The organism is Anaerostipes faecis (assembly GCF_910574135.1).
Lineage (GTDB): Bacteria > Bacillota > Clostridia > Lachnospirales > Lachnospiraceae > Anaerostipes > Anaerostipes hominis.
Genome location: NZ_CAJSYK010000003.1, coordinates 14,384 through 35,001, shown reverse-complemented (window position 1 = coordinate 35,001; position 20,618 = coordinate 14,384). Strand labels below are relative to the sequence as shown.

20 protein-coding genes and 1 pseudogene are annotated in these 20,618 nt (G+C 46.7%); 20 read left to right on the top strand and 1 reads right to left on the bottom strand.

The window, feature by feature from the left end; translation table 11 throughout:
* The 3 genes from QGT46_RS03395 to QGT46_RS03385 all read left to right on the top strand — a co-directional run bounded on the left by QGT46_RS03395 (position 1) and on the right by QGT46_RS03385 (position 3,907).
* The gene (locus tag QGT46_RS03395) at positions 1-1,203 is read left to right on the top strand and encodes an aspartate kinase (protein ID WP_148459134.1); all 1,203 of its coding nucleotides are present in this window, start codon (positions 1-3) and stop codon (positions 1,201-1,203) included.
* Positions 1,204-1,273: 70 nt separating this feature from the next.
* Positions 1,274-1,753 (top strand): deoxycytidylate deaminase, encoded by a 480-nt coding sequence (locus QGT46_RS03390; protein ID WP_301589589.1) that lies wholly within the window; start codon positions 1,274-1,276, stop codon positions 1,751-1,753.
* A 12-nt stretch (positions 1,754-1,765) separates the two neighbouring features.
* Entirely contained in the window at positions 1,766-3,907 is a 2,142-nt protein-coding gene (locus QGT46_RS03385; protein WP_301589587.1) for a Tex family protein, read from the top strand.
* Position 3,908: 1 nt separating this feature from the next.
* Here the strand turns inward: QGT46_RS03385 and ymfI are convergent, their stop codons facing one another.
* Positions 3,909-4,631, bottom strand: a complete 723-nt coding sequence (ymfI, locus tag QGT46_RS03380) for an elongation factor P 5-aminopentanone reductase (RefSeq protein ID WP_301589584.1) — start codon at positions 4,629-4,631, stop codon at positions 3,909-3,911.
* A 115-nt stretch (positions 4,632-4,746) separates the two neighbouring features.
* On the opposite strand from ymfI, the gene QGT46_RS03375 reads away from it, so the two are divergent.
* From QGT46_RS03375 to QGT46_RS16835, 17 genes and pseudogenes are all read left to right on the top strand, one after another.
* Entirely contained in the window at positions 4,747-6,012 is a 1,266-nt protein-coding gene (locus QGT46_RS03375) for an LCP family protein (protein ID WP_301589582.1), read from the top strand.
* Between the two features lie 71 nt (positions 6,013-6,083).
* Positions 6,084-6,917, top strand: a complete 834-nt coding sequence (locus QGT46_RS03370; protein ID WP_301589580.1) for a YitT family protein — start codon at positions 6,084-6,086, stop codon at positions 6,915-6,917.
* Positions 6,918-7,007: 90 nt separating this feature from the next.
* Positions 7,008-8,093, top strand: coding sequence for a PucR family transcriptional regulator (locus QGT46_RS03365; protein WP_301589579.1), 1,086 nt, complete (start codon positions 7,008-7,010; stop codon positions 8,091-8,093).
* Positions 8,094-8,117: 24 nt separating this feature from the next.
* Positions 8,118-8,798, top strand: a complete 681-nt coding sequence (gene ftsE / locus QGT46_RS03360; protein ID WP_301589578.1) for a cell division ATP-binding protein FtsE — start codon at positions 8,118-8,120, stop codon at positions 8,796-8,798.
* A complete protein-coding gene (gene ftsX, locus QGT46_RS03355) occupies positions 8,788-9,696 on the top strand; it encodes a permease-like cell division protein FtsX (protein ID WP_301589577.1) in 909 nt (302 codons plus the stop codon). Before ftsE ends, ftsX begins: the two co-directional genes overlap by 11 nt.
* A 10-nt stretch (positions 9,697-9,706) precedes the next feature.
* Entirely contained in the window at positions 9,707-10,861 is a 1,155-nt protein-coding gene (locus QGT46_RS03350) for a murein hydrolase activator EnvC family protein (RefSeq protein ID WP_301589575.1), read from the top strand.
* Positions 10,862-10,973: 112 nt separating this feature from the next.
* Positions 10,974-11,861 carry a LysR family transcriptional regulator gene (locus QGT46_RS03345; RefSeq protein WP_024729416.1) on the top strand — a complete coding sequence of 296 codons (888 nt, stop codon included), beginning with the start codon at positions 10,974-10,976 and terminating at the stop codon, positions 11,859-11,861.
* Between the two features lie 169 nt (positions 11,862-12,030).
* On the top strand, positions 12,031-12,471 hold the full coding sequence (locus QGT46_RS03340) for a MaoC family dehydratase (protein ID WP_148459136.1): 441 nt from the start codon (positions 12,031-12,033) through the stop codon (positions 12,469-12,471).
* Entirely contained in the window at positions 12,459-14,027 is a 1,569-nt protein-coding gene (locus QGT46_RS03335; RefSeq protein ID WP_301589571.1) for an acyl CoA:acetate/3-ketoacid CoA transferase, read from the top strand. Before QGT46_RS03340 ends, QGT46_RS03335 begins: the two co-directional genes overlap by 13 nt.
* 1 nt (position 14,028) lies before the next feature.
* The gene (locus QGT46_RS03330; protein ID WP_024729419.1) at positions 14,029-15,345 is read left to right on the top strand and encodes a GntP family permease; all 1,317 of its coding nucleotides are present in this window, start codon (positions 14,029-14,031) and stop codon (positions 15,343-15,345) included.
* Positions 15,346-15,542: 197 nt separating this feature from the next.
* Entirely contained in the window at positions 15,543-15,821 is a 279-nt protein-coding gene (locus QGT46_RS03325) for a hypothetical protein (protein WP_301589568.1), read from the top strand.
* Between the two features lie 97 nt (positions 15,822-15,918).
* A complete protein-coding gene (locus QGT46_RS03320) occupies positions 15,919-17,073 on the top strand; it encodes a S41 family peptidase (protein ID WP_301589566.1) in 1,155 nt (384 codons plus the stop codon).
* A 272-nt stretch (positions 17,074-17,345) separates the two neighbouring features.
* Entirely contained in the window at positions 17,346-17,753 is a 408-nt protein-coding gene (locus tag QGT46_RS03315; RefSeq protein WP_301589565.1) for a hypothetical protein, read from the top strand.
* A gap of 219 nt (positions 17,754-17,972) precedes the next feature.
* Positions 17,973-18,179: a GntR family transcriptional regulator gene (locus QGT46_RS17190; protein WP_301589563.1), complete on the top strand. Its 207-nt coding sequence runs from the start codon at positions 17,973-17,975 to the stop codon at positions 18,177-18,179.
* A 125-nt stretch (positions 18,180-18,304) separates the two neighbouring features.
* Positions 18,305-19,512, top strand: a pseudogene (locus tag QGT46_RS17185) (EAL domain-containing protein); the annotation flags it as partial.
* A 392-nt stretch (positions 19,513-19,904) separates the two neighbouring features.
* Positions 19,905-20,102: a hypothetical protein gene (locus QGT46_RS16840; RefSeq protein ID WP_330655716.1), complete on the top strand. Its 198-nt coding sequence runs from the start codon at positions 19,905-19,907 to the stop codon at positions 20,100-20,102.
* Position 20,103: 1 nt separating this feature from the next.
* Complete coding sequence (locus QGT46_RS16835) at positions 20,104-20,544, top strand: PAS domain-containing protein (RefSeq protein ID WP_330655715.1); 441 nt, start codon at positions 20,104-20,106, stop codon at positions 20,542-20,544.
* Positions 20,545-20,618 lie beyond the last annotated feature (74 nt).

Below are 20,618 nucleotides of genomic sequence, written 5' to 3'. Positions count from 1 at the left end.
ATGTTAATTGTTAAAAAATTCGGAGGTACATCCGTAGGAAATAAAGAGAGGATTTTAAATGTGGCAAAACGCTGCATTGAAGAATACCAGAAAGGAAATGACGTGGTTGTTGTCTTGTCTGCAATGGGCAAGATGACAGATGAACTGATCGCGATGGCGAAGGATATCAATCCGAATCCGCCGAAGCGGGAGATGGATATGCTTCTGACTACAGGAGAGCAGACATCCGTTGCCATGATGGCGATGGCGATGCACTCCATGGGGATTCCGGCTGTTTCCCTGAATGCATTCCAGGTAGCCATGCACACGACCCACGCTTACAGCAACGCCAGGATCAAGAGAATCGATACGGACCGCATTTTTAACGAGCTGGAACAGAGAAAAATCGTCATCGTGACAGGATTCCAGGGTGTGGACCGTTACGACAACTATACGACTTTGGGCCGCGGCGGCTCAGACACTACTGCCGTTGCCTTGGCTGCGGCCCTGAATGCGGATGCCTGCGAGATCTATACGGATGTAGACGGTGTTTACACCGCAGATCCAAGAAAAGTCACTACGGCGAAGAAACTCCAGGAGATCACCTACGATGAGATGCTGGAGATGGCCACACTCGGTGCGGGAGTTCTCCATAACCGTTCTGTGGAACTCGCCAAGAAGCACGGAGTACAGCTGGTTGTCCGTTCCAGCCTGACGAAAGAAGAGGGAACGGTTGTCAAAGAGAGGATCATGATGCCTCAGGCAGAGATCAGCGGTGTTGCCGGAGACGATGATGCGGCACGGATCTCTGTGACGGGACTCGAGGATGAGCCGGGAGTAGCATTCCGCCTGTTCAATATCCTTGCAAAGAAGAATATCAATATCGACATCATACTCCAGTCCGTAGGACAGAACGCAAAGAAAGATATTTCTTTTACGGTGAAAGAAGACGATGCGGATCTGGCAGTCAAAACGATCAAAGAGCATCTGCCGCTGGGGTCCTATGCGGATGTGGATGCTACCACCGACGTGGCCAAAGTATCCATCATCGGAAGCGGACTGATCGGACACTCTGGAATGGCTGCCCGCATGTTTGAGGCACTGTATGAGGTTGGAGTTAATATCCGGATGATCTCAACATCTGAGATCCGTGTGACGGTTATCGTGGACCGGGCTGATATGGTGAAGGCTATGAATGCGGCACACGAAGCATTTGAATTATAACAGAAGGTGAAAGGGAACACCGCCTGCAGTCCGGGCGGTGTTTTTTGACCCGGAAGGAAAGGAGATCGGGATGAAGAGAACAGATTATTTATCATGGGATCAGTATTTCATGGGGGTTGCGCTTCTTTCTGCCCAGAGGAGCAAGGATGACCACACGCAGGTCGGGGCATGTCTTGTCAATGACCAGAATAAAATATTATCCGTGGGCTACAACGGGATGCCGACCGGCTGCCATGACGATGACATGCCGTGGGAGCGGGAGGGAGAACCTCTCGATACAAAATACTTTTATGTCTGTCATGCAGAACTCAATGCCATTTTAAATTACGGGGGAGGCTCTCTCTATGGAGCGAGAGTCTACGTAACTTTATTTCCGTGCAATGAGTGTGCCAAGGCCATCATTCAGAGCGGAATGAAGGAAGTGATTTATATGCAGGACAAGTACGCCGATGACGACATGACGGTTGCGTCCAAGAGGATGTTTGATATGGCCGGTGTGAAGTACCGGAAATTTGAACCAAAAGACCAGATAATAGAACTGCACTTATAAGGAAATGGAAAAATGGATATCATCAATATTTTAAAAGACGAGCTGGGAATCAAAAGAGCACAGGCGGAGACGGCAGTCAAGCTGATTGACGAAGGAAATACGATACCGTTCATTGCTCGCTACCGAAAAGAGATGACCGGCTCTTTGGACGACGAGACACTCAGGAACCTGGACGAGAGACTGAAATATTTAAGAAATCTTCAGGACAGAAAGGATGCGGTTTTAAAGAGCATTGAGGAGCAGGGAAAGCTGAGTGAGGAGCTGAAAAAGCAGATTGAGGAGGCGGTGACCTTAGTCACTGTGGAGGACCTGTACCGGCCGTATAAGCAGAAGAAGCGGACCAGAGCCATGATCGCAAGAGAAAAGGGACTAAAACCTCTGGCTGATCTGATCTTTTTACAGGCTTCTGACGATCCTGCCAGAGAGGCTGAAAAGTTTATTGATCCGGAAAAAGGAACAGAGACACCGGAAGATGCCCTCCAGGGAGCCAAAGATATTCTCGCGGAGATGATCTCGGATGATGCCAAATACCGTGAATGGATCAGAAGATCCTATAAAGAACATGGAAGGATTCTGTCCGCTGCTAAAAAGCATGGAAAGAAATCTGTCTATGAGATGTACTATGACTTTGAAGAACCGGTAAAAAAAGCCGCCGGATACAGGATATTGGCTATGAACCGCGGGGAGAAAGAAGGGTTCCTTTCTGTAAAGATCGAGCCTGACAATGAAAAGATCGCGGCTTATTTGGTCAGAAATGTGGTGAAGAAGCAGAAGCATCCCACTACAAAATATTTGCTGGAAGCGATCGAGGACAGTTATAAGAGGCTGATCGCACCTTCCATCGAAAGGGAGATCAGAAATGAATTGACGGAACAGGCAGAGACGGAGGCTATCAAGCTTTTCGGCAAAAATCTGGAGCAGCTCCTCATGCAGCCGCCCATCGCGGGACAGGTCGTCCTCGGATGGGACCCTGCGTTCCGAACGGGATGTAAATTGGCTGTGGTGGATTCGACAGGAAAAGTCCTGGACACGGTGGTGATCTATCCGACGGCGCCTCAGAACAAAGTGGAAGAGGCCAAAAAGACAGTAAAAAAACTGATCAAAAAATATGGGATTACGCTGATCTCGATAGGTAACGGGACTGCCTCCAGGGAATCAGAACAGATTGTAGTGGAACTTTTAAAAGAGATAAAAGAACCGGTACAGTATGTGATAACCAATGAAGCCGGTGCTTCGGTCTATTCTGCGAGCAAACTGGCGACGGAGGAATTTCCGAACTTCGATGTGGGTCAGAGAAGCGCAGCCTCCATTGCGAGAAGGGTTCAGGACCCGCTCTCGGAACTGGTAAAGATCGAGCCGAAAGCGATCGGTGTGGGACAATACCAGCATGATATGAACCAGAAACAGCTCTCCGGAGCTCTGGCAGGAGTCGTGGAGTCAACCGTCAACAAGGTGGGCGTGGATTTGAATACGGCATCTGCTTCGCTGCTGGAATATGTGTCTGGTGTTTCCAGGACGGTGGCAAAAAATATTGTTTCTTACCGGGAGGAAAACGGGAAATTTACCAGCAGGAGAGAACTTTTAAAAGTTGCCAAGCTGGGACCGAAAGCCTATGAGCAGTGCGCGGGCTTTCTGAGGATTTCGGGAGGAAAGAATCCGCTGGATGCCACCGGAGTGCATCCTGAGACTTATAAAGAAACTGACCAGCTGTTACAGAGGCTGGGATACTCGGTAAAAGAGCTTTCCAGCCAGGGATTTCAGGACATAGGGAAAAAGATTACGGATTATCGGAAACTTTCCGGGGAATTGGGAGTGGGAGAGATCACACTCCGGGATATTGTGAAAGAACTGGAGAAGCCGGGGCGTGATCCGAGAGAGGATATGCCGAAACCGATTTTAAGGACGGACGTCATGGAGATGGAGGACCTGAAGGAAGGGATGAAGCTGAAAGGCACTGTGAGAAATGTCATCGACTTCGGAGCCTTTGTGGACATCGGAGTCCATCAGGACGGGCTGGTGCACATCTCCCAGATGGCCGACCATTTTGTGAAACATCCTCTGGAAGTGGTCAGCGTGGGCGATGTGGTGGAAGTGACCGTACTGAGTGTGGATCAGGAGAAGAAGAGAATACAGCTTTCCATGCGAGAGTCTTAATTTACCAGCCTCCGGAGAAGGTGATGACCTCTCCCGTCAGATACCGGGGTGCGGTGCAGGTATGATAGATCATTTCTGCGGCTTCCCTGGGATCGGCAATCCGGTCTGCCGGTATCTCCTGCCGGATCATGTCTTTTTCTTCTTCGGTGAATCCGGAGTTCATTTCTGTGTCGATCATGCCGAATGCCACTGCGTTCACGGAGATATTGCTGGGTGCAACCTCCTTGGCCAGGGCTTTCGTAAACGTGTTGACGGCGCCTTTGGCGGCAGAGTACAGCACCTCACAGGAGGCGCCTGTGTCACCCCACACGGATGATACGTTGAGGATCGTACCGGATTGCCGGCGGATCATATGAGGGAGGACACTTTTGCAGGAGGCAAACATCGGCATCACATTGATGTGGAATATTTCCTGCCAGTCTTTTTCGGTGGTATCAGTAAACAGGCCCACTCTGGAAATTCCTGCATTGTTTACAAGGCAGTCCAGTTTTCCAAAATGAGAGATTGTCTCCCGGATCATCCGGTCTACGAAAGAGGAACTGGATATATCACCTGTAAAAGAAAGGCATTGGACGCCGAACCTTTTGATGTTTTGTTCTAGGGATGCGAGGCATTCGGGATGACGGTAACCGTGGATTGCCACATTCCAGCCGTTTTGGGCAAAGACCAGAGCTGTTTCTCTGCCGATGCCTCTGGAACTGCCTGTGATGAGTACTGTATTCATAGCTTCTCCTCCTGGATTTAAGAAAACTTTAAGGAGAGTATAGCATATAGTTTTGTTGAAATAAATCGATTTATTTGGTATACTGAACGGAGTTTCAAGGGAAGGAGCATGAGAAATGGCCAGAAGAGCAAGGAGAAAAGCAGGAGCCGGGGCGATCATCCTGCGCATATTGGTAGTCATCGTATTATCAGCTGCGGTAGGTATCGGTTCTTTTGCAGGGAGTAAAGCATTTTTTCTGAATAGATTTAAAAAAGACAAAAAAGATAAAATAGCGGAGGCGTTAAAGGCAGAGAGCCAGGAAAGGGTGGATATCTCTCTGATCAGAGTAAAAGATGCCTTATCGATCCGCATCTATCATAACAAGGATAAACAGATGGTTTTTGTACCGATCAGAAAGGACACCATACTGACTCTGGACAACGACGGAGTCAAAGCCATGGGCGGAGACACGAAGACAGCGACTGTCGAGCAGCTGGCAGAGAAGGTCAAAGACATCAAAGTCATCAAGGCACAGGTGGAAAAGACTCTGGGAATTACCATTGGCAGCTATGAGAGCTTGTCACAGAAGAACTTCACAAAGGCAGTGAACAATGCCGGAGAAGTAGAACTGGATCTCGAAAAAGAAGTGGCTTACAAAGACCAGAACAAGATGCTGGTCCATATTCCTGCGGGGAATAACACGATCAATGGGAACCAGGCACTGGGAATGATCCTTGACAGCAGCCAGTTCAGCGACGAGAATGAGCACATCGCTCTGGTCGGGGAACTGACGGTTAAAATAGCGCAGAGTATCAACAAGAAGTCATTAAACGACTATAAAAAGTTTGCGAAAGATTATTATGGCAGCTATGCAAAGAGCAATGTGTCATATGACAGCATCAAAGACAATCTGAGCAGGATGCATGAGGTCAGCGCCAAGGACGTTACCTATCTGATCCTTACCGGTACCGACGAAGGGGAAAGCTTTAAGCTGGATACAAAGAAAACGAAAGAGATGTTTGATGAGCTTCTCTCAGAAAACGGGGGAGTTCCGAAATCATCCGGTTCAGAAAAAACAACAAAAAAGGAAACAACAACAACGACGGAAAAGAAAGAAGAGACAGAAGTATCTTCAAAGGGAATCTCTATTGAGATCCAGAACTCCACGAGGATCAGCGGTCTTGCCGGAAGCTGGAAAGACAAGCTTTCGGGAGACGGATTCACGATTGGAAGCATCAAGACGAACCGACAGGGAACTCTGACCGACACAAAGATCATAGTTGCGAAAAAGGGTATGGGCGAAGACCTGAAAAAGTATTTCAAAAATCCAATCATTGAGGTCGGAAGTGTTGACAGCGGTGCACAGATCTGCATCATCCTTGGAACCAACGATGATATTTAGCAGGGCAGAATAAAGGGTTTAAAAGAGGCCATACTAACATTAACGATGATGTTTATGTTAGGAGGCGTCCGGTGAAACGAAAAGAAGCATTTAGTATTATTATCGGAACATTTTGCATGGCGGCAGCTACCAATACAGTATTCCAGCCGTTCGGGATCGTCACAGGCGGTTTCGGCGGCCTTGGGATCATCTTTGACAAGCTGTGGGGCATCCCTCTGTGGATGACGAACGTTACGCTGAATGTTCCTCTTTTTATATTTGCATTCCGCTATAAGACAAGAAAATTTATGCTGAGAACTATATGCAGCGATATTATGCTGACCGTCTTTTTAGGCGTGCTGCCCAGATTCTCATTTTTTCCGAAAGATTTTTATGTCAATCTGATTCTGGGGGCCATCCTGATGGGGATCGGGCTGGGGCTGGTGATGAAAGAAAGGACGTCCACGGGGGGAACGGATCTGTTGGCGTTTTTGCTGCACGTTGTATTTCCGCATATGAGCATTCCCATGCTTCTTGGTATGCTGGACGGCACGATCGTACTGTTCGGCGCTTTTATTTTCGGAGTCGAGAAAACAAGTTTTGCGCTTCTTGTCATATATGGGATCACGAAGATCACAGACAGTGTGGTCGAAGGCTTCCAGGTTTCCAAGCTGGTGTTTGTGATCAGCCGGCATCAGGAACAGATATCGGAACAGATTTTGTTCCGCATGGGCCGCGGAGTGACCAAGCTTTCTTCTATGGGAGCCTATACCGGGCAGAGTAAAGAGACTCTGATGTGCATCGTATCAAAGAAGGAAGTGCCTGTGTTAAAGAAAATCGTCATGGAAACAGACCCGAAAGCATTTGTGATTATATCTGACACAAGAGAGACAATAGGGGAGGGGTTTGTGGATTATACACAATAAAATAAAAAAGTTACTATCTTTCTCTTTTTTTTTTGTATATTTTGCTATATAGTATTAGAAAAGGTCGGTAATAAGAAAGGGCGTGTAAATATGATTTCAAATCAAATCCTGCAGGAGACATTAGATGGAATCCACAGTATTTCCAACGTGGATCTGTATGTGATAGATTTAAACGGAAAGATTCTGGCGAAAACAAAGGAGACGGAGGCAGAGGACGAAGACACACTGAAGGGCTTCATCAATTCCGTGGCCGAGAGCCAGGTTGTGGGCGGCAAGCAGTATTTTAAAATTTTTGACGACAAACGTCTGGAGTATGTGCTTTTAGCTGACGGAGAGAGTGAGAGCATGTATATGGTGGCAAAGATGGCGGTATTTCAGATTGAAAGCCTGCTTGTCGCCTATAAAGAGAGGTTTGACAAGGATAATTTTATAAAAAATCTCCTTCTCGATAATCTTCTCCTGGTGGATATTTATAACCGGGCCAAGAAGCTGAATATCGATATTGAGGCCACAAGAGTTGCCTATCTGATCGAAGCTGCCTACGGCAAAGATCAAAATCTGGTGGAGACAGTGAAGTCGCTGGAGAATACTACAGATGATGACTTTATTGCCGCCGTCGATGAAAAAAGCATCGTTTTGGTGAAGGAAGTCTGTGTAAATGCTCAGTCAAAGCAATTTGTCAAGACGGCTGAGAAGCTTTTGAAAAACCTGAAAAGTGTCGGGATCAATGACGCAAGAATTGCTGTCGGGACCATAGCCAAGGGGATCAAGGATGTGTCCCGGTCTTACAAAGAGGCACAGATCGCTCTTGAGGTAGATAAGATTTTTTATGAAAACAAAGAGGTGGTAGCCTATGACCAGCTGGGCATCGGAAGGCTGATCTATCAGCTGCCCCTGCCGCTATGCAAAATGTTCATAAAAGAGGTGTTTGGGGATTATTCTCCGGAGGAGATCGACGATGAGACATTGGCAACGATCTATAAGTTTTTTGAGAACAATCTGAATGTTTCCGAAACGTCCAGGCAGTTGTATATACATAGAAATACTCTTGTGTACCGCCTGGATAAAATACAGAAAAGCACAAACCTGGACCTGAGGAATTTTGAGGATGCCATTGCTTTTAAAATTGCTCTGATGGTCGTACAGTATATGAAGCATATGAATACACTTGGATAAGCGTGTGAGAGGGGAGTTATTTCTATGATTACACTGCAGAATGTGACGAAAGAGTACCAAAAAGGCAGCATAGGGCTGTACAACGTGTCACTGGAGGTAAATAAAGGGGAATTTGCCTTCATAGTGGGTAAGAGCGGGTCCGGCAAGACGACACTGATCAAGCTGCTGCTAAAAGAACTGGAAGCGACCTCCGGGGACATCGTCGTCAACGGTTATCACTACCAGAAGATGAAGCGGCGGCAGATCCCGTATCTCAGGAGACAGATCGGCGTTGTTTTTCAGGATTTCCGGCTGCTTAGGGACCGGAGTATCTATGAGAATGTGGCGTTTGCACAGCAGGTGATCGAGGTGCCTAAAAGAGCCATGAAGCGGCAGGTGCAGAACGTCCTTGAGTTGGTGGGGCTGGGGAACAGGCTCAGGGCCCTGCCGGACGAATTATCCGGAGGCGAGCAGCAGAGGGTCGCCATTGCCAGAGCTTTGGTCAATCACCCGGCGCTTTTGCTGGCGGATGAACCTACGGGGAATCTGGACCCGCAGAATGCACAGGAAATTATGGAGCTTCTGGTGGAAATCCAGAAGAGAGGAACGACGGTGATTGTCGTAACTCATAATAAAGAAATTGTAAACCAGATGGGAAAACGGGTAATCGCCTTGAATGAGGGAGCAATCCATCACGATGAGAAAGGCGGTACATATGATATTTAGACGGCTGGCCTATGGATTTAAAGAAGGGCTGAAAAACATTTTCAGAAACAAAATATTTTCTTTGGCAACGGTAGGGACGATCATGGCCTGTATTTTCCTTCTGGGAGTGACATTTTCCGTGCTCCTCAATGTAAGGGCTACGGTAAAACAGGCAGAAGATTCAGTGACCATTTCCGTATTCTTCGATGAAAAGCTGCCGGAGGGCGGGAAGTATGCCATCGGAAAGAAAATCAAATCTTACAAAGAAGTCCAGTCTGTCCGGTATGTATCGGCGGAAGAAGCGTGGGCAAAGTATAAAAAAGAAGTATTCAAGAATAATGAAGATCTTCTGGAGGGATTTGAGGGCAAGAACCCATTAAATGAATCGGACTCCTATGAAGTCATGCTAAAAGACGTAAAGTATCACGGAAAAATGGTCAAGCAGTTTAAAGGCCTGGACGGAGTCAGAAAAGTAGAGTATGCGAAAGGAGCAGCAGAGGGTATTTCCAAAGCAAATCTCCTCGGAGCCTACGTAGCAGGGGCTATTATCCTGATTCTTTTGCTTGTGTCGGTCTTCCTCGTGAGCAACACCGTCTCTATCGGTATTGCGGTGAGAAAAGAAGAGATCGCCATTATGAGACTGATCGGTGCCACCAACCGGTTTATCAGGGCTCCATTTATTGTGGAGGGAGCCGTCATCGGGATCGTCGGCTCCCTGATCCCGATGGGCGTCATTTATATAGGATATAAGGTGATTGTCAACTATATTATAGACAAATTTCATGTGCTGACAAATTTTATGGAGTTTGTTCCCGTAAATCAGATCATGATTTATCTGATTCCCGCGTCTCTGTTAGTGGGGCTTGGCATCGGCTGTCTCGGAAGCAGCTTTACGATTCGCAAATACCTTAGAGTGTAGGAGGATTCCTATGAAGAGAAAATATTTTGGTGTAATAGCATTTTTTTTGGCCGTATGTCTTTGTTTTGGGAGTATGCCGGGATTGGCAGTGAAGGCTGACAGCAAGACAGAAGACTTGAAGAATAAGGCAAAGAAAAAAGAAGAGGAAAACAAGGAGCTGGAAAAGAAGGTTTCCGGGATGGAAAAGGAAATCGAGGCCATGGATCAAAAGATCGAGAAGGCTTCCGATAAAGCGGACAAGCTGGAAAAAAAGCTGAACGAAACGAAGAAGCAGGTGAGTGATACAAAAGAAAAGCTCAGTGAGGCAAAGGCATCTAAAGAGAAGCAATATAAGATTATGAGCAAACGGATAAAGTATCTCTACGAAAACGGGAACACAGGTTATATTGACGTCATCGTACAGGCGAAATCTTTCAATGAGTTTCTGACAAGGCTTGACTATGTATCAAAGATCTCTAATTATGACAACAACATGTTTTACAAGCTCAGAAAGACTCAGGACAAGATTGCTTTAGCTTCAAAAAAGCTGGAAGAAAGCTACAAGGAGATTAAAACTGTGACGAATGAGGCGAAGGCTGAAGAGGCCAAGATCGTCAGCCTGGCCGACAGTAAGAAATCGAAGCTGATACAGTTCCAGCAGAAGATTGCTTCCAACAAGGATCTGATGCGGAAGTATCAGGACCGCATAGATTACTACGATACTGTCGCAAACAAGCCGTCCGGAGGAAACGCAGGGAACAGTCCTTCGTCCGGAAGTTCCAAACCCGGGGGCAGTTCTTCTTCACTGACATGGCCGGTCCCGTCCTGCCATACAGTCACTTCACCGTTTGGGAACCGGACACATCCGGTCCAGGGGGGAACGAAATTCCATGAAGGCATTGATATCGGAGCGCCAAAGGGTTCCACGGTAGTAGCAGCGGGAAGCGGCACTGTGGAAGTGGCAGGATACAGCCCGTATAACGGAAACTGGGTGAAGATCGACCACGGAAACGGATTGGAAACGCTGTATCTGCATAATTCTTCTCTGAAAGTCTCAGCCGGACAGAGGGTCAGCAGGGGGCAGAAGATCGCATCATCCGGCTCCACCGGCATGTCCACCGGGCCGCATCTTCACTTTGCAGTAAAGAAAAACGGCAGCTATGTGAATCCGATGAATTATATGTGACAGGAACTGTGGAATCAGGGGTATGAAAAAAAGTCATACCCCTGTTCTTTTAATATATGAAAATTTCATAGTATAATTGATTTAAAGGGATATCATGGGAAAGGAGTGGAGTATGAATTTAAAACAGCTGACTTATTTTGTCGCACTGGCAAAGAATCAAAATTTTACCACTGCCGCAAATGAATTGTTCATATGCCAGTCGGCGCTGAGCAAGACGATAAAAGCCATGGAAGAGGATTTGGATGTACAGCTTGTTGACCGGACTGCAAAGCGTTTTTGCCTGACGCCGGAGGGCAGGATGCTCTACCAGGAAGGCAGGGACGCGCTGGAGAACATCAATAACCAGATGGAGCATTTAAGAGACTGTATCAATGCAAAGAACGGAGAAATTTCGGTGGGGATACCTCCGGTGATCAGTACCATTTATTTTGCGTCTATTATCCATGGGTTCCGGAAAGCCTATCCGGGAATCCGTCTTGTTATTGCGGAAGAGGGAGCAAATACTGTGAAAGAGAAGGTTCAGTCCGGAGAGATTGACATTGGTGTAGTCATACTTCCTTTTGCCTCGGACGATTTTCATATCCTTCCTGTATTTAAGTCGGATAATGTGCTGACGGTCAGCACGGATCATCCTCTCGCAGGCCGTGAGAAAGCAGCCTTCCGGGAATTGAGAAATGAAGAGTTCATCTCGCTTGACAAGACGTTTATGCTCCACAGCCGGACCAGGGAGCTGTGCCATATGTCGGGTTTTGAACCGAACATCGTCATGGAGAGCTCCCAATGGGACTTCATAGCCGAGATGGTTTCACTGAACCAGGGAGTGGCCATCCTTCCGCGGCCGATTTTATCCCGTTTTAATTCAGATAAAATAAAAATTCTTACACTGACAGAACCGGAGTTTCCATGGGATATAGCATTGATTATAAGAAAGGACAAATACGTTTCAAATCCTATCAGACATTTTCAGACGTATGTAAAAAAACACGGGAATATTAAATAAAGAAATTGCAAAGAACTAAACCTGAGATAGAATACAGGCTTAGTTCTTTTTTTTCATGCCGTCTATGAATTTTATATATTTTACTGTGAGAATCAACCAAATATATAATGGATTTATAGAAGTAATTATACAAGATAATCAATGAATTGCATCAGGGAAGGAGTAATCAATGGGGAATTGTTCATTAAAAGTCGGAGATGAATGTTCTTTTTGTAAACAAATCAGCAATGAGGATGTCCTGGCATTTGCAGAGGTGACGGGGGATAAAAATCCGCTGCATCTGGATGATGACTATGCGAAAGGTACGGTATTTAAAGAAAGGATAGCACACGGGATGATCAGTGCCGGAGTCATCTCGGCGGCCATTGCCATGAAGCTTCCGGGACCCGGTACCACATATCTGGGCCAGTCGCTGAAGTTTACGGGACCTGTGAAGATCGGAGACACAGTCACAGCCAATTTGAGGGTAAAGGAATTAAAAGAAAAACCCAAGTTTACGATCGCCACAATCGCCACTACTTGTGTCAACCAGGAAGGCAAGGTTGTCGTGGAAGGGGAAGCAACCGTTATCCCACCGGAGCATAAGGAGGATACAGCATGTCAAAATTAAGCAGTGCAGAAGAGGCAGTAAAACAGATCAAAGACGGCGACACGGTAGCGTTCAACGGATTTGCCTTTGGGTTCGGTTTCGCTGAAGAAATAGCAAAGGCTTTGGGAAAACGCTACGAGGAGGAGGGACATCCAAAAGATTTGACGCTCCTGTTTGGATCAGGCTGCGGAGACGGAGGAGCCCTCAAAGAAGATTTCGGCCTGGACCATCTGGCGAAAGAAGGAATGGTCAAACGGATCATTGCCGGGCATGTGGGACTGGCAAAGAAGCTGAGCAGAATGATCAATGAGAATAAGATCGCGGCTTATAATTTTCCGCAGGGTGTCGTTGCACATTTATTCAGGGCCATTGCAGGGGGCAAGCCCGGGGTGCTGACTCAGGTGGGATTAAAGACATTTGCAGATCCAAGAGTGGAAGGCGGACGGATGAACCAGGCTGCCCGGAGCGAGAGCTTTGTGGAGGTTATGGAGGCAGCAGGGAAAGAATATCTTCTGTACCGTTCCATTCCTGTGGACGCTGCCATTATCCGCGGGACGGTGGGAGACGAGAAAGGCAATATGACGGTCGAGGAAGAAGGGGTGCTTTTGGAAACACTCCATATCGCTGAGGCAGCTAAAAATTCCGGAGGGATCGTGATCGGTCAGGTAAAAGAGGTGGCAAAAGAGGGGACTTTGGACCCAAGAGATGTATATGTCCCGGGAATCATGGTAGATACATTGGTAAAGGCCAAACCGGAAAATCATCGGATGACTTGTATATTAGACTATGATGCTTCTTTTACGGGGGAAGTGAAAGTGCCGTCTGACAGCATTGCGCCTATGGAAATGGGAATACGGAAGGTCATCGCAAAGCGGTGTGCGAAAGAGATTCAGCTGGATACTACGATCAATCTGGGGATCGGAGTGCCGGAGGGTGTCGCTTCCGTCGCCCTGGAAGCAGGGATTGCAGACCGTCTGACAATGACCATCGAGGCCGGGGCGATCGGAGGAGTGCCTCAGGGAGGACACAGCCTCGGAGCCGCAGCCAATGTAGAAGTACTGATCGGCCAGCCCAATCTGTTTGACTTCTATGACGGCGGCGGGCTTGACCTGACCTGCCTCGGGCTTGCACAGGCAGATGCCAAAGGAAATATTAATGTAAGCAAGTTTAACGGCAGGATGGTTGGCTGCGGAGGATTCGTAAACATTTCACAGAATACGAAAAACGTCATTTTCTGCGGTACATTTACGGCCGGAAAGTCGCTGATCGAAGTAAAAGACCGGGGACTTCAGATCGTACAGGACGGAGAGTTTACCAAGTTTGTGGACCAGGTGGAGCAGATCACCTTCAGTGGAGAGTATGGTGTGCAGACAGGACAGAATGTGCTGTATGTGACGGAACGGGCGGTGTTCAGACTGACGGAAGGCGGCCTGGAATTGATTGAGATAGCACCTGGAATAGATCTCGAAAAGCACATTTTAGACAAGATGGATTTCAAACCTTTGATTTCCCGAAATCTAAAAGAGATGGATGCAGATATTTTTGACAACACCCCATTAAAGATCGGAGGCAGATAGTATGGTTGGAATTGTTTTAGGGCTCGCATTGCTTGTGTTCCTGGCGTACAAGGGATATTCAATTATCTGGGTAGCTCCGGTATCCGCCATGGTTGTGGCGCTGACCGGGGGACTTTCTCTGCTGCCTGCATACACAGACACTTATATGCAGGGGCTTGTGGACTTTGCCAAATCCTGGTTCCCAATGTTCCTTTTGGGAGCAATTTTCGGAAAGGCAATGGAAGTTACGGGGGCAGCCCATTCTGTGGCGAAAAAATTATCCTCAATGATCGGAGCACAGAGGGCAATCCTGGCTGTTATTATCAGCTGTGGTATTTTGGTCTACGGTGGCATTTCACTGTTTGTAGTTGTGTTTGCCATTTATCCGATTGCCGTATCCTTATTTCGGGAGGCCGACCTTCCGAGAAGGCTGATCCCAGGCTGCATTGCCTGCGGCGCATTCACATTTTCCATGACCGCATTTCCTGGGAATCCCCAGCTGAATAATATTATTCCCACAAAGTATTTCGGAACCAACGCAATGTCAGGACCTATCATGGGAATCGCAGGGGGACTTGTCATGCTCGTGGGAGGATATCTGTGGCTGTCTTACCGCGCAAAGAAAATGACTGCCGCGGGAGAGCACTTTGATGAACCTGACAATATAAAGGAGAGTACTTCAGAGGATCTGCCCAATCCACTGCTGTCGGTCGTGCCATTGCTGATCGTCGTCGCATCGCTGAATATCCTGCCAATGTGGATAGCGTTTCCGGAAGATAAGAAGTCCACTTACGCTATCATCATCGCCCTGCTTTTGGGGATCGCCGCATCTATCCTGTTAAATCTTCGAAATTTGAAGGATATCATCGGCGCTGTCAGTGAAGGTGCCAACGGATCTGTCATGGCGATTATGAACACATCTGCAGCCGTGGGATTCGGAGCAGTGGTAAAGGCTGCTCCCGGGTTTGCCGTACTTACAAAGGCTGTCCTGGGCATCAAAGCAAGCCCTCTGATTTCGGAGGCGCTGGCTGTAACACTTCTGGCAGGAGCTACCGGATCTTCCTCCGGAGGCATGGGCATCGCGCTGGAAGCATTGGGGCCGAAATATATGGAAATGGCTGCATCTTTGAACATTGATCCAGGCGCTTTCCACCGTGTCGCTTCCATCGCATCCGGGGGACTGGATTCTCTGCCCCACTGCGGAGCTGTCATCACGCTGCTGGCCGTAGCAGGAATGACACATAAAAAATCTTATGCAGATATCGGCATGGTTACTTGTGTGATTCCCATTGTGGCAACCATTGTTGTTGTGGCGATGGGGATGATGGGCATAGTTTGACATTTTGTACGTGATTTCCGTTCGGCTCTTAGAATGCCTCACTCCAATCATGTACAAAATGGACGTAATATCTGCCGGATAAGTATTTCTTTAGCAAAAGAAGCTATGCAACGATACTTTATTTGCCCACATTGTCCGTTTGCATCATGTTATAGTTTCCATAGAGTATGAAAATTATGAAGTAAGGAGGGTATAACATGAATTTTTGGCAGAACGCAGTTGTGACGGACGCGGGTATCGCGCTGCAGTCCAGAATAATCAACGGTCATACATTGTGTAAGGGCTGTTACAGGGGCCGGTACTGTCCCGCCTGTAAATCTGAGGCAGCAGACAGAAGTAACGTCCCCGAAGCAGGCAATCATGGAATAAAAATTAAAGTAAATGCAGAGTTTAAGAAAGCCATGATGAAAAATCATGGTTTTTCTTTTGAGAAAATTAGCCGGATACGGCGGTTAAGTTTATATATTGCTAATTAGTTGAGGGTTGTAGCGGCTTTTTCTCAGTGTTATAATGGAACACATATTTGGAGGATGCTCTTTATTTATAAAGAGATATCCGGACGTGGAGGTCGATATGAAAAAACAATTCTCAAAAATCCTGATCGCAATTCTTCTTGTGATCTCTCTCGGAGAGGGATTCCTTTTATACAGGACGTATTCGGTATCGGGGGAAAATCTGGAGATAGCAAATAAACTTCAGCGCCTTAAAAAGACCGTGGATCAATATTATACCGGCGATGTGGATCAGGAGCAGCTGGAAAATTACGCTTATAAAGGATATCTGGCAGGTCTGGGAGACCCATATTCCACTTATTATTCAGAGAGTGAATTTAAAGAACTGATGGAAGCGACGAACGGTGTATTTTCAGGTGTAGGAATTTATCTTTCCCAGGATACTGTCACAGGTGAGATAAAGGTGATCAGGGTCATCAAGGGAGGTCCAAGTGATGGAAGAGGAATCAAGGCCGGAGACGTTCTGATCAAGGTGGACGGCAAATCTGTCGGTGACAAGGATCTGGATAAAGTCGTGGCAGAAGTAAAAGGAGAAGAAGGCACTAAGGTAAAACTTTCTTTTCTGCGCGGAAAGGAGAAGAAAGCAAAAAACTACACAATTACGAGAAAAAAAGTTGTGACTCAGACCGTTGAGACAAAAATGCTTGATAACAGTATTGGCTATTTGTCTATCTCTGAATTTGATGAAGTGACCGTTGGCCAATTTAAGAAAGGTATAAAACAGCTGCAGAACAAAGGAATGAAGGCTTTGATTCTGGATGTTCGGAATAATCCGGGCGGACTGGTGGATTCCGTTGTGGATATCTGCGACGAACTGCTTGGTGAAGGCAGGATTGTGTCTATAAAGGATAAACAGGGCAAGGAAAAGGTATACCGTTCAGATGCAGAGCAGTCGGTAAAGGTTCCGGTCTGTGTCCTTGTGAACGGAGAGAGCGCCAGCGCTTCTGAAATCTTGTCAGGAGCTGTCAAAGATCATAAAAGGGGAACCTTAGTAGGTGAAAAGACCTTCGGAAAAGGGATTGTGCAGGGATTCTTTAAATTGGGAGACGGTTCCTATGCCAAATTAACCTATGCGTCATATTATACGCCTTCAGGAGCCAATATCCATAAGAAGGGGATAAAACCTAATATAAACATAAAAGATGACACCAAGACAAAAGTGGATGAACAGCTTTTAAAAGCACAGCAGCTTTTAAAGAAGAAGCTGAAGAAATAAAATTTTACAGGAGCCGGAAAAGCAACGAAAGCATGAGAGCGAAAAAGGATGGATTTACCTTAGTGGAACTGATTGTGATTTTGCTGATCCCTTCACTGACAGGGTATAGACTATTAAGAGGACTTCTTGGGCAGTATTGCCCTGGGGGTCTTTTTATTTGCCTTTGGATCAGAACTGTGATAAAAATTATTAATATATATATGAGCAGAGTTTAGAACTGCAGAGTCTTTCATAATCTGCCGTCGATATCGAAAATCTGCGCTGTATTTCACATGGCCCCGGCTACGGTCCGTGTGGGCTTGTCGGCTTTGGAAAAACAGGGGTACATAAAAATTGATGCCAGAAAAGCATCGGAAGTGATCTATAAGTCAGATCCGGCAATGCAGAGAAGGAGTGCCGCCGAATATTTTGTACCGGGAAAGAAGGCAATACAGGATCTTCTTGTGTCCAGTGAACTTCTGTTTGGAGCGTGCTGGGCACTCAGATTGAATCAGTTAAGCGCCGGGGAATGGGAAAAATTCAGATCCTCATCCGAACAGAACACTGACCATACGGTATCCGTCACCTTCCAGTTCTGTCTGATGGCACTGCGTGCCCTGGATAACAGTCTGATTCTGAATCTTTATTGGGAGGTCCTCCGTTTTCTGAAGTTTCCATATTTAACGGAGGACGAAACGTGAAATATTCCGCAGGAAAATTCTGAGGGAAAATCTAAATCCGAGAGTATTGTTATGCTGATGGGTTATTTTAAGGACTGCTTTTATAAATTGGTAAAAAGACTGTTTGATTTTATAGACGAAGTCCAGAAAGAGTTTGAACTGGAACAGGCAGAAACATTTTCTTTTCAGTGAAATATTTTCCGGCAAAGACCGCAGCTTTGCTATACCTTAGTCTGCAGTGTGATAAGGGATATCGAAAAAGGCATATATGCAAAAAGAAGCTTTCTGCCGTCTCTGCCGAAGATGGCAAAACATTATAAGGTCTCTGTCAGCACTGTTCGGCGGTCGTTAAGTATTCTAAACAACGCCGGACTCACAAAATCTTTCCAGGGTAAGGGAACTCAGGTTCTTCCGAAAGTTGTGCAGGCAGACATTGGACTGCCTTGAGATGCTGTTTCAACAGGAAGAACAAGATATAAAAGAAACTGCTGTAAATTGATAAAGATAAGGGTTCCCATGGAATAAAAATGCTCCGCTGGGCTGTGCACAGATGCATTAGGAAAGGGATTTGTATGCTATCTCAGAAAAAGATATTAGTAGTGGAAGATAATGAACTGAACCGGCAGCTGCTGTGCCAGATACTGGGTTCTGAGTACGATGTTCTGGAAGCGGAAAACGGAAAGGAGGCCCTGAAAGTATTAAAACAGTATGGGGAGGGTATTTCACTGATTCTTCTTGATATTGTCATGCCGGTCATGAACGGGTATACATTTTTGTCTGTTATGAAAGAGAATCCGGAGTATTCCTCAATTCCGGTGATCGTAACGACTCAAAATGATGCAGAGTCCGACGAGCTGGCAGCATTATCTCATGGGGCTTCTGATTTTGTGACCAAGCCTTACAGACCCCGGATCATACTGCACCGTGTGGCCGGGCGCTTCTGGCTGCCCGCAGTATTAAAGGTCAGTATGGAAAATATTTTGCGTTATACGACGATAAACTGCGCAGCAGTCTGCTGCATGACCAGGCCATCGCGGACAGTATGGAGGACGCCCTGGCCGAAGAACAGTTTCAGATCTATCTCCAGCCAAAATACCGGATCATAGACGGAGCCCTGGCCGGGGCAGAGGCATTGGTGCGCTGGGAACACCCGGAGTGGGGAATTCAGTCGCCGGCAAACTTTATTCCTCTTTTTGAGAAAAACGGATTTATAACGAAAATGGACCAATATGTTTGGGAGAAGACCTGCGGGGTGCTTCGGGAATGGGAAGACAAAGGATATCCTCAAATCCCGGTATCCGTCAATGTTTCCAGGGCAGATATTTTTAACGCAGATCTTTCCTGTATTCTTCAGAGAACCGTGAAAAAATACGGACTGCACCCTTCCAGGCTGCATTTAGAGATCACAGAGAGCGCATACACAGACACCCCTTCCCAGATCATAGACACCGTTGCACGCTTAAGGGAGATGGGATTTGTGATCGAAATGGATGATTTCGGGAGCGGCTATTCTTCACTGAACATGCTGAACAATCTGCCCATCGATATACTGAAACTGGATATGCAGTTTATCCAGAGCGAAACGGCCAAGCCAGTCAGCCAGGGAATCCTGAAATTTATTATCAGTCTGGCGCGATGGATGCATCTGAGTGTTGTGGCAGAAGGGGTTGAGACGAAGGAACAGCTGTCCAGACTGGAAGAGGCAGGATGCGATTATGTGCAGGGCTATTATTTTGCAAAGCCTATGCCGTGCCATGAATTTGAAAAGCTGCTGGCAGAGTAGCTGAAGAGAGACAGGGATCTTGAGAGTATACCGGTCATTGTCTCCTCAGAGCCGGACCCGGAAGCAGAGGAGAAAGCCCTGGAGGCCGGAGCAGATGATTTTATCGGCAAGCCATTTGCTGTGAAAAGTTTGCTGAAGAGGCTCAAAAGAGCCAGTGAGGTCATTGACCTGCGTGCCCGTGAGGAGATATTGTGAGCAGGCCAGAGAGAGCTGGCTTGTGAGGTGCATTCATTTTTCGGAGTTCGCGGTGAGCCCACTGATGGTGGAGAATTTGTCTTCCCTGCGCCAGCAGATTTTGAACGATTCATTTGCAGGAGGGATGACGGCGATGAATATACGCTGGAATACCGTATGAGAAAAAAGACGGTTTTTATATATGACTGCACGATGTGGCATACAAGGTTGTGACAGAAGATGAGCGTGATGCCATTATATCGGTCTGTATTGATGTTACGGTACAGAACGAGATTATACATATTTACAACAATATCCCCGGCGCCGTGTTTCGCTGCCGGTTTGATGAAAAATTTTCTGTCATAGCGGCGAATAACGTGTTGTTCGACTTCATCGGTTATAAACGGAAATAATATGGCAGCAGTGATCCATCCGGATGATATAGTGGTGATGAAAGAGAACCTGCAGGAACAGCTGAAATGCGGCAACACGATCCACAATGAGAACAGGCTGATCCGAAAAGACGGTGAGATCGTATGGATTTCGATCCAGGCGCAGCTGTTCACGGAAGAGGATGGGGAACATCATTTTTACTGTGTATTTGTTGATATTACGGAAGAAAAGCTTTTGCAGGACAGAGTCAGGGAATTGCACGAGAAGGAGCTGACTTATTTTGCCGATATGTCATTGAACGGAGGCAGCATCAGATCCGGTCTACGGCGACAAAATCAGAGAAGAAATGAGACGGAGCAGAAGATGCAGGAGATCCGCGGTCTGATTTTATATACGGTGGTGAAGAATATTCACATTTTAAAGTACAGAACAAACATTCGAATTTGTTCTGTACTTTTTTAGTGGGGTCTGATATAATCAAGGCTGATACACAGAGTATGATATTTCAGAGAATGGGAATCATAATTATGGGAATT

What these genes read in the sequence shown, in the direction of transcription:
- QGT46_RS03335 (WP_301589571.1), top strand. Translation starts at nt 12,459, where the DNA reads ATGTCAAAATTAAGCAGTGCAGAAGAGGCAGTAAAACAGATCAAAGAC.
- QGT46_RS03395 (WP_148459134.1), top strand. Translation starts at nt 1, where the DNA reads ATGTTAATTGTTAAAAAATTCGGAGGTACATCCGTAGGAAATAAAGAG.
- QGT46_RS03325 (WP_301589568.1), top strand. Translation starts at nt 15,543, where the DNA reads ATGAATTTTTGGCAGAACGCAGTTGTGACGGACGCGGGTATCGCGCTG.
- QGT46_RS03350 (WP_301589575.1), top strand. Translation starts at nt 9,707, where the DNA reads ATGAAGAGAAAATATTTTGGTGTAATAGCATTTTTTTTGGCCGTATGT.
- QGT46_RS03390 (WP_301589589.1), top strand. Translation starts at nt 1,274, where the DNA reads ATGAAGAGAACAGATTATTTATCATGGGATCAGTATTTCATGGGGGTT.
- QGT46_RS03375 (WP_301589582.1), top strand. Translation starts at nt 4,747, where the DNA reads ATGGCCAGAAGAGCAAGGAGAAAAGCAGGAGCCGGGGCGATCATCCTG.
- ftsE (WP_301589578.1), top strand. Translation starts at nt 8,118, where the DNA reads ATGATTACACTGCAGAATGTGACGAAAGAGTACCAAAAAGGCAGCATA.
- QGT46_RS03385 (WP_301589587.1), top strand. Translation starts at nt 1,766, where the DNA reads ATGGATATCATCAATATTTTAAAAGACGAGCTGGGAATCAAAAGAGCA.
- QGT46_RS16835 (WP_330655715.1), top strand. Translation starts at nt 20,104, where the DNA reads ATGGCAGCAGTGATCCATCCGGATGATATAGTGGTGATGAAAGAGAAC.
- ftsX (WP_301589577.1), top strand. Translation starts at nt 8,788, where the DNA reads ATGATATTTAGACGGCTGGCCTATGGATTTAAAGAAGGGCTGAAAAAC.
- QGT46_RS03365 (WP_301589579.1), top strand. Translation starts at nt 7,008, where the DNA reads ATGATTTCAAATCAAATCCTGCAGGAGACATTAGATGGAATCCACAGT.
- QGT46_RS03315 (WP_301589565.1), top strand. Translation starts at nt 17,346, where the DNA reads ATGGCCCCGGCTACGGTCCGTGTGGGCTTGTCGGCTTTGGAAAAACAG.
- QGT46_RS03320 (WP_301589566.1), top strand. Translation starts at nt 15,919, where the DNA reads ATGAAAAAACAATTCTCAAAAATCCTGATCGCAATTCTTCTTGTGATC.
- ymfI (WP_301589584.1), bottom strand. Translation starts at nt 4,631, where the DNA reads ATGAATACAGTACTCATCACAGGCAGTTCCAGAGGCATCGGCAGAGAA.
- QGT46_RS03345 (WP_024729416.1), top strand. Translation starts at nt 10,974, where the DNA reads ATGAATTTAAAACAGCTGACTTATTTTGTCGCACTGGCAAAGAATCAA.
- QGT46_RS03340 (WP_148459136.1), top strand. Translation starts at nt 12,031, where the DNA reads ATGGGGAATTGTTCATTAAAAGTCGGAGATGAATGTTCTTTTTGTAAA.
- QGT46_RS03330 (WP_024729419.1), top strand. Translation starts at nt 14,029, where the DNA reads ATGGTTGGAATTGTTTTAGGGCTCGCATTGCTTGTGTTCCTGGCGTAC.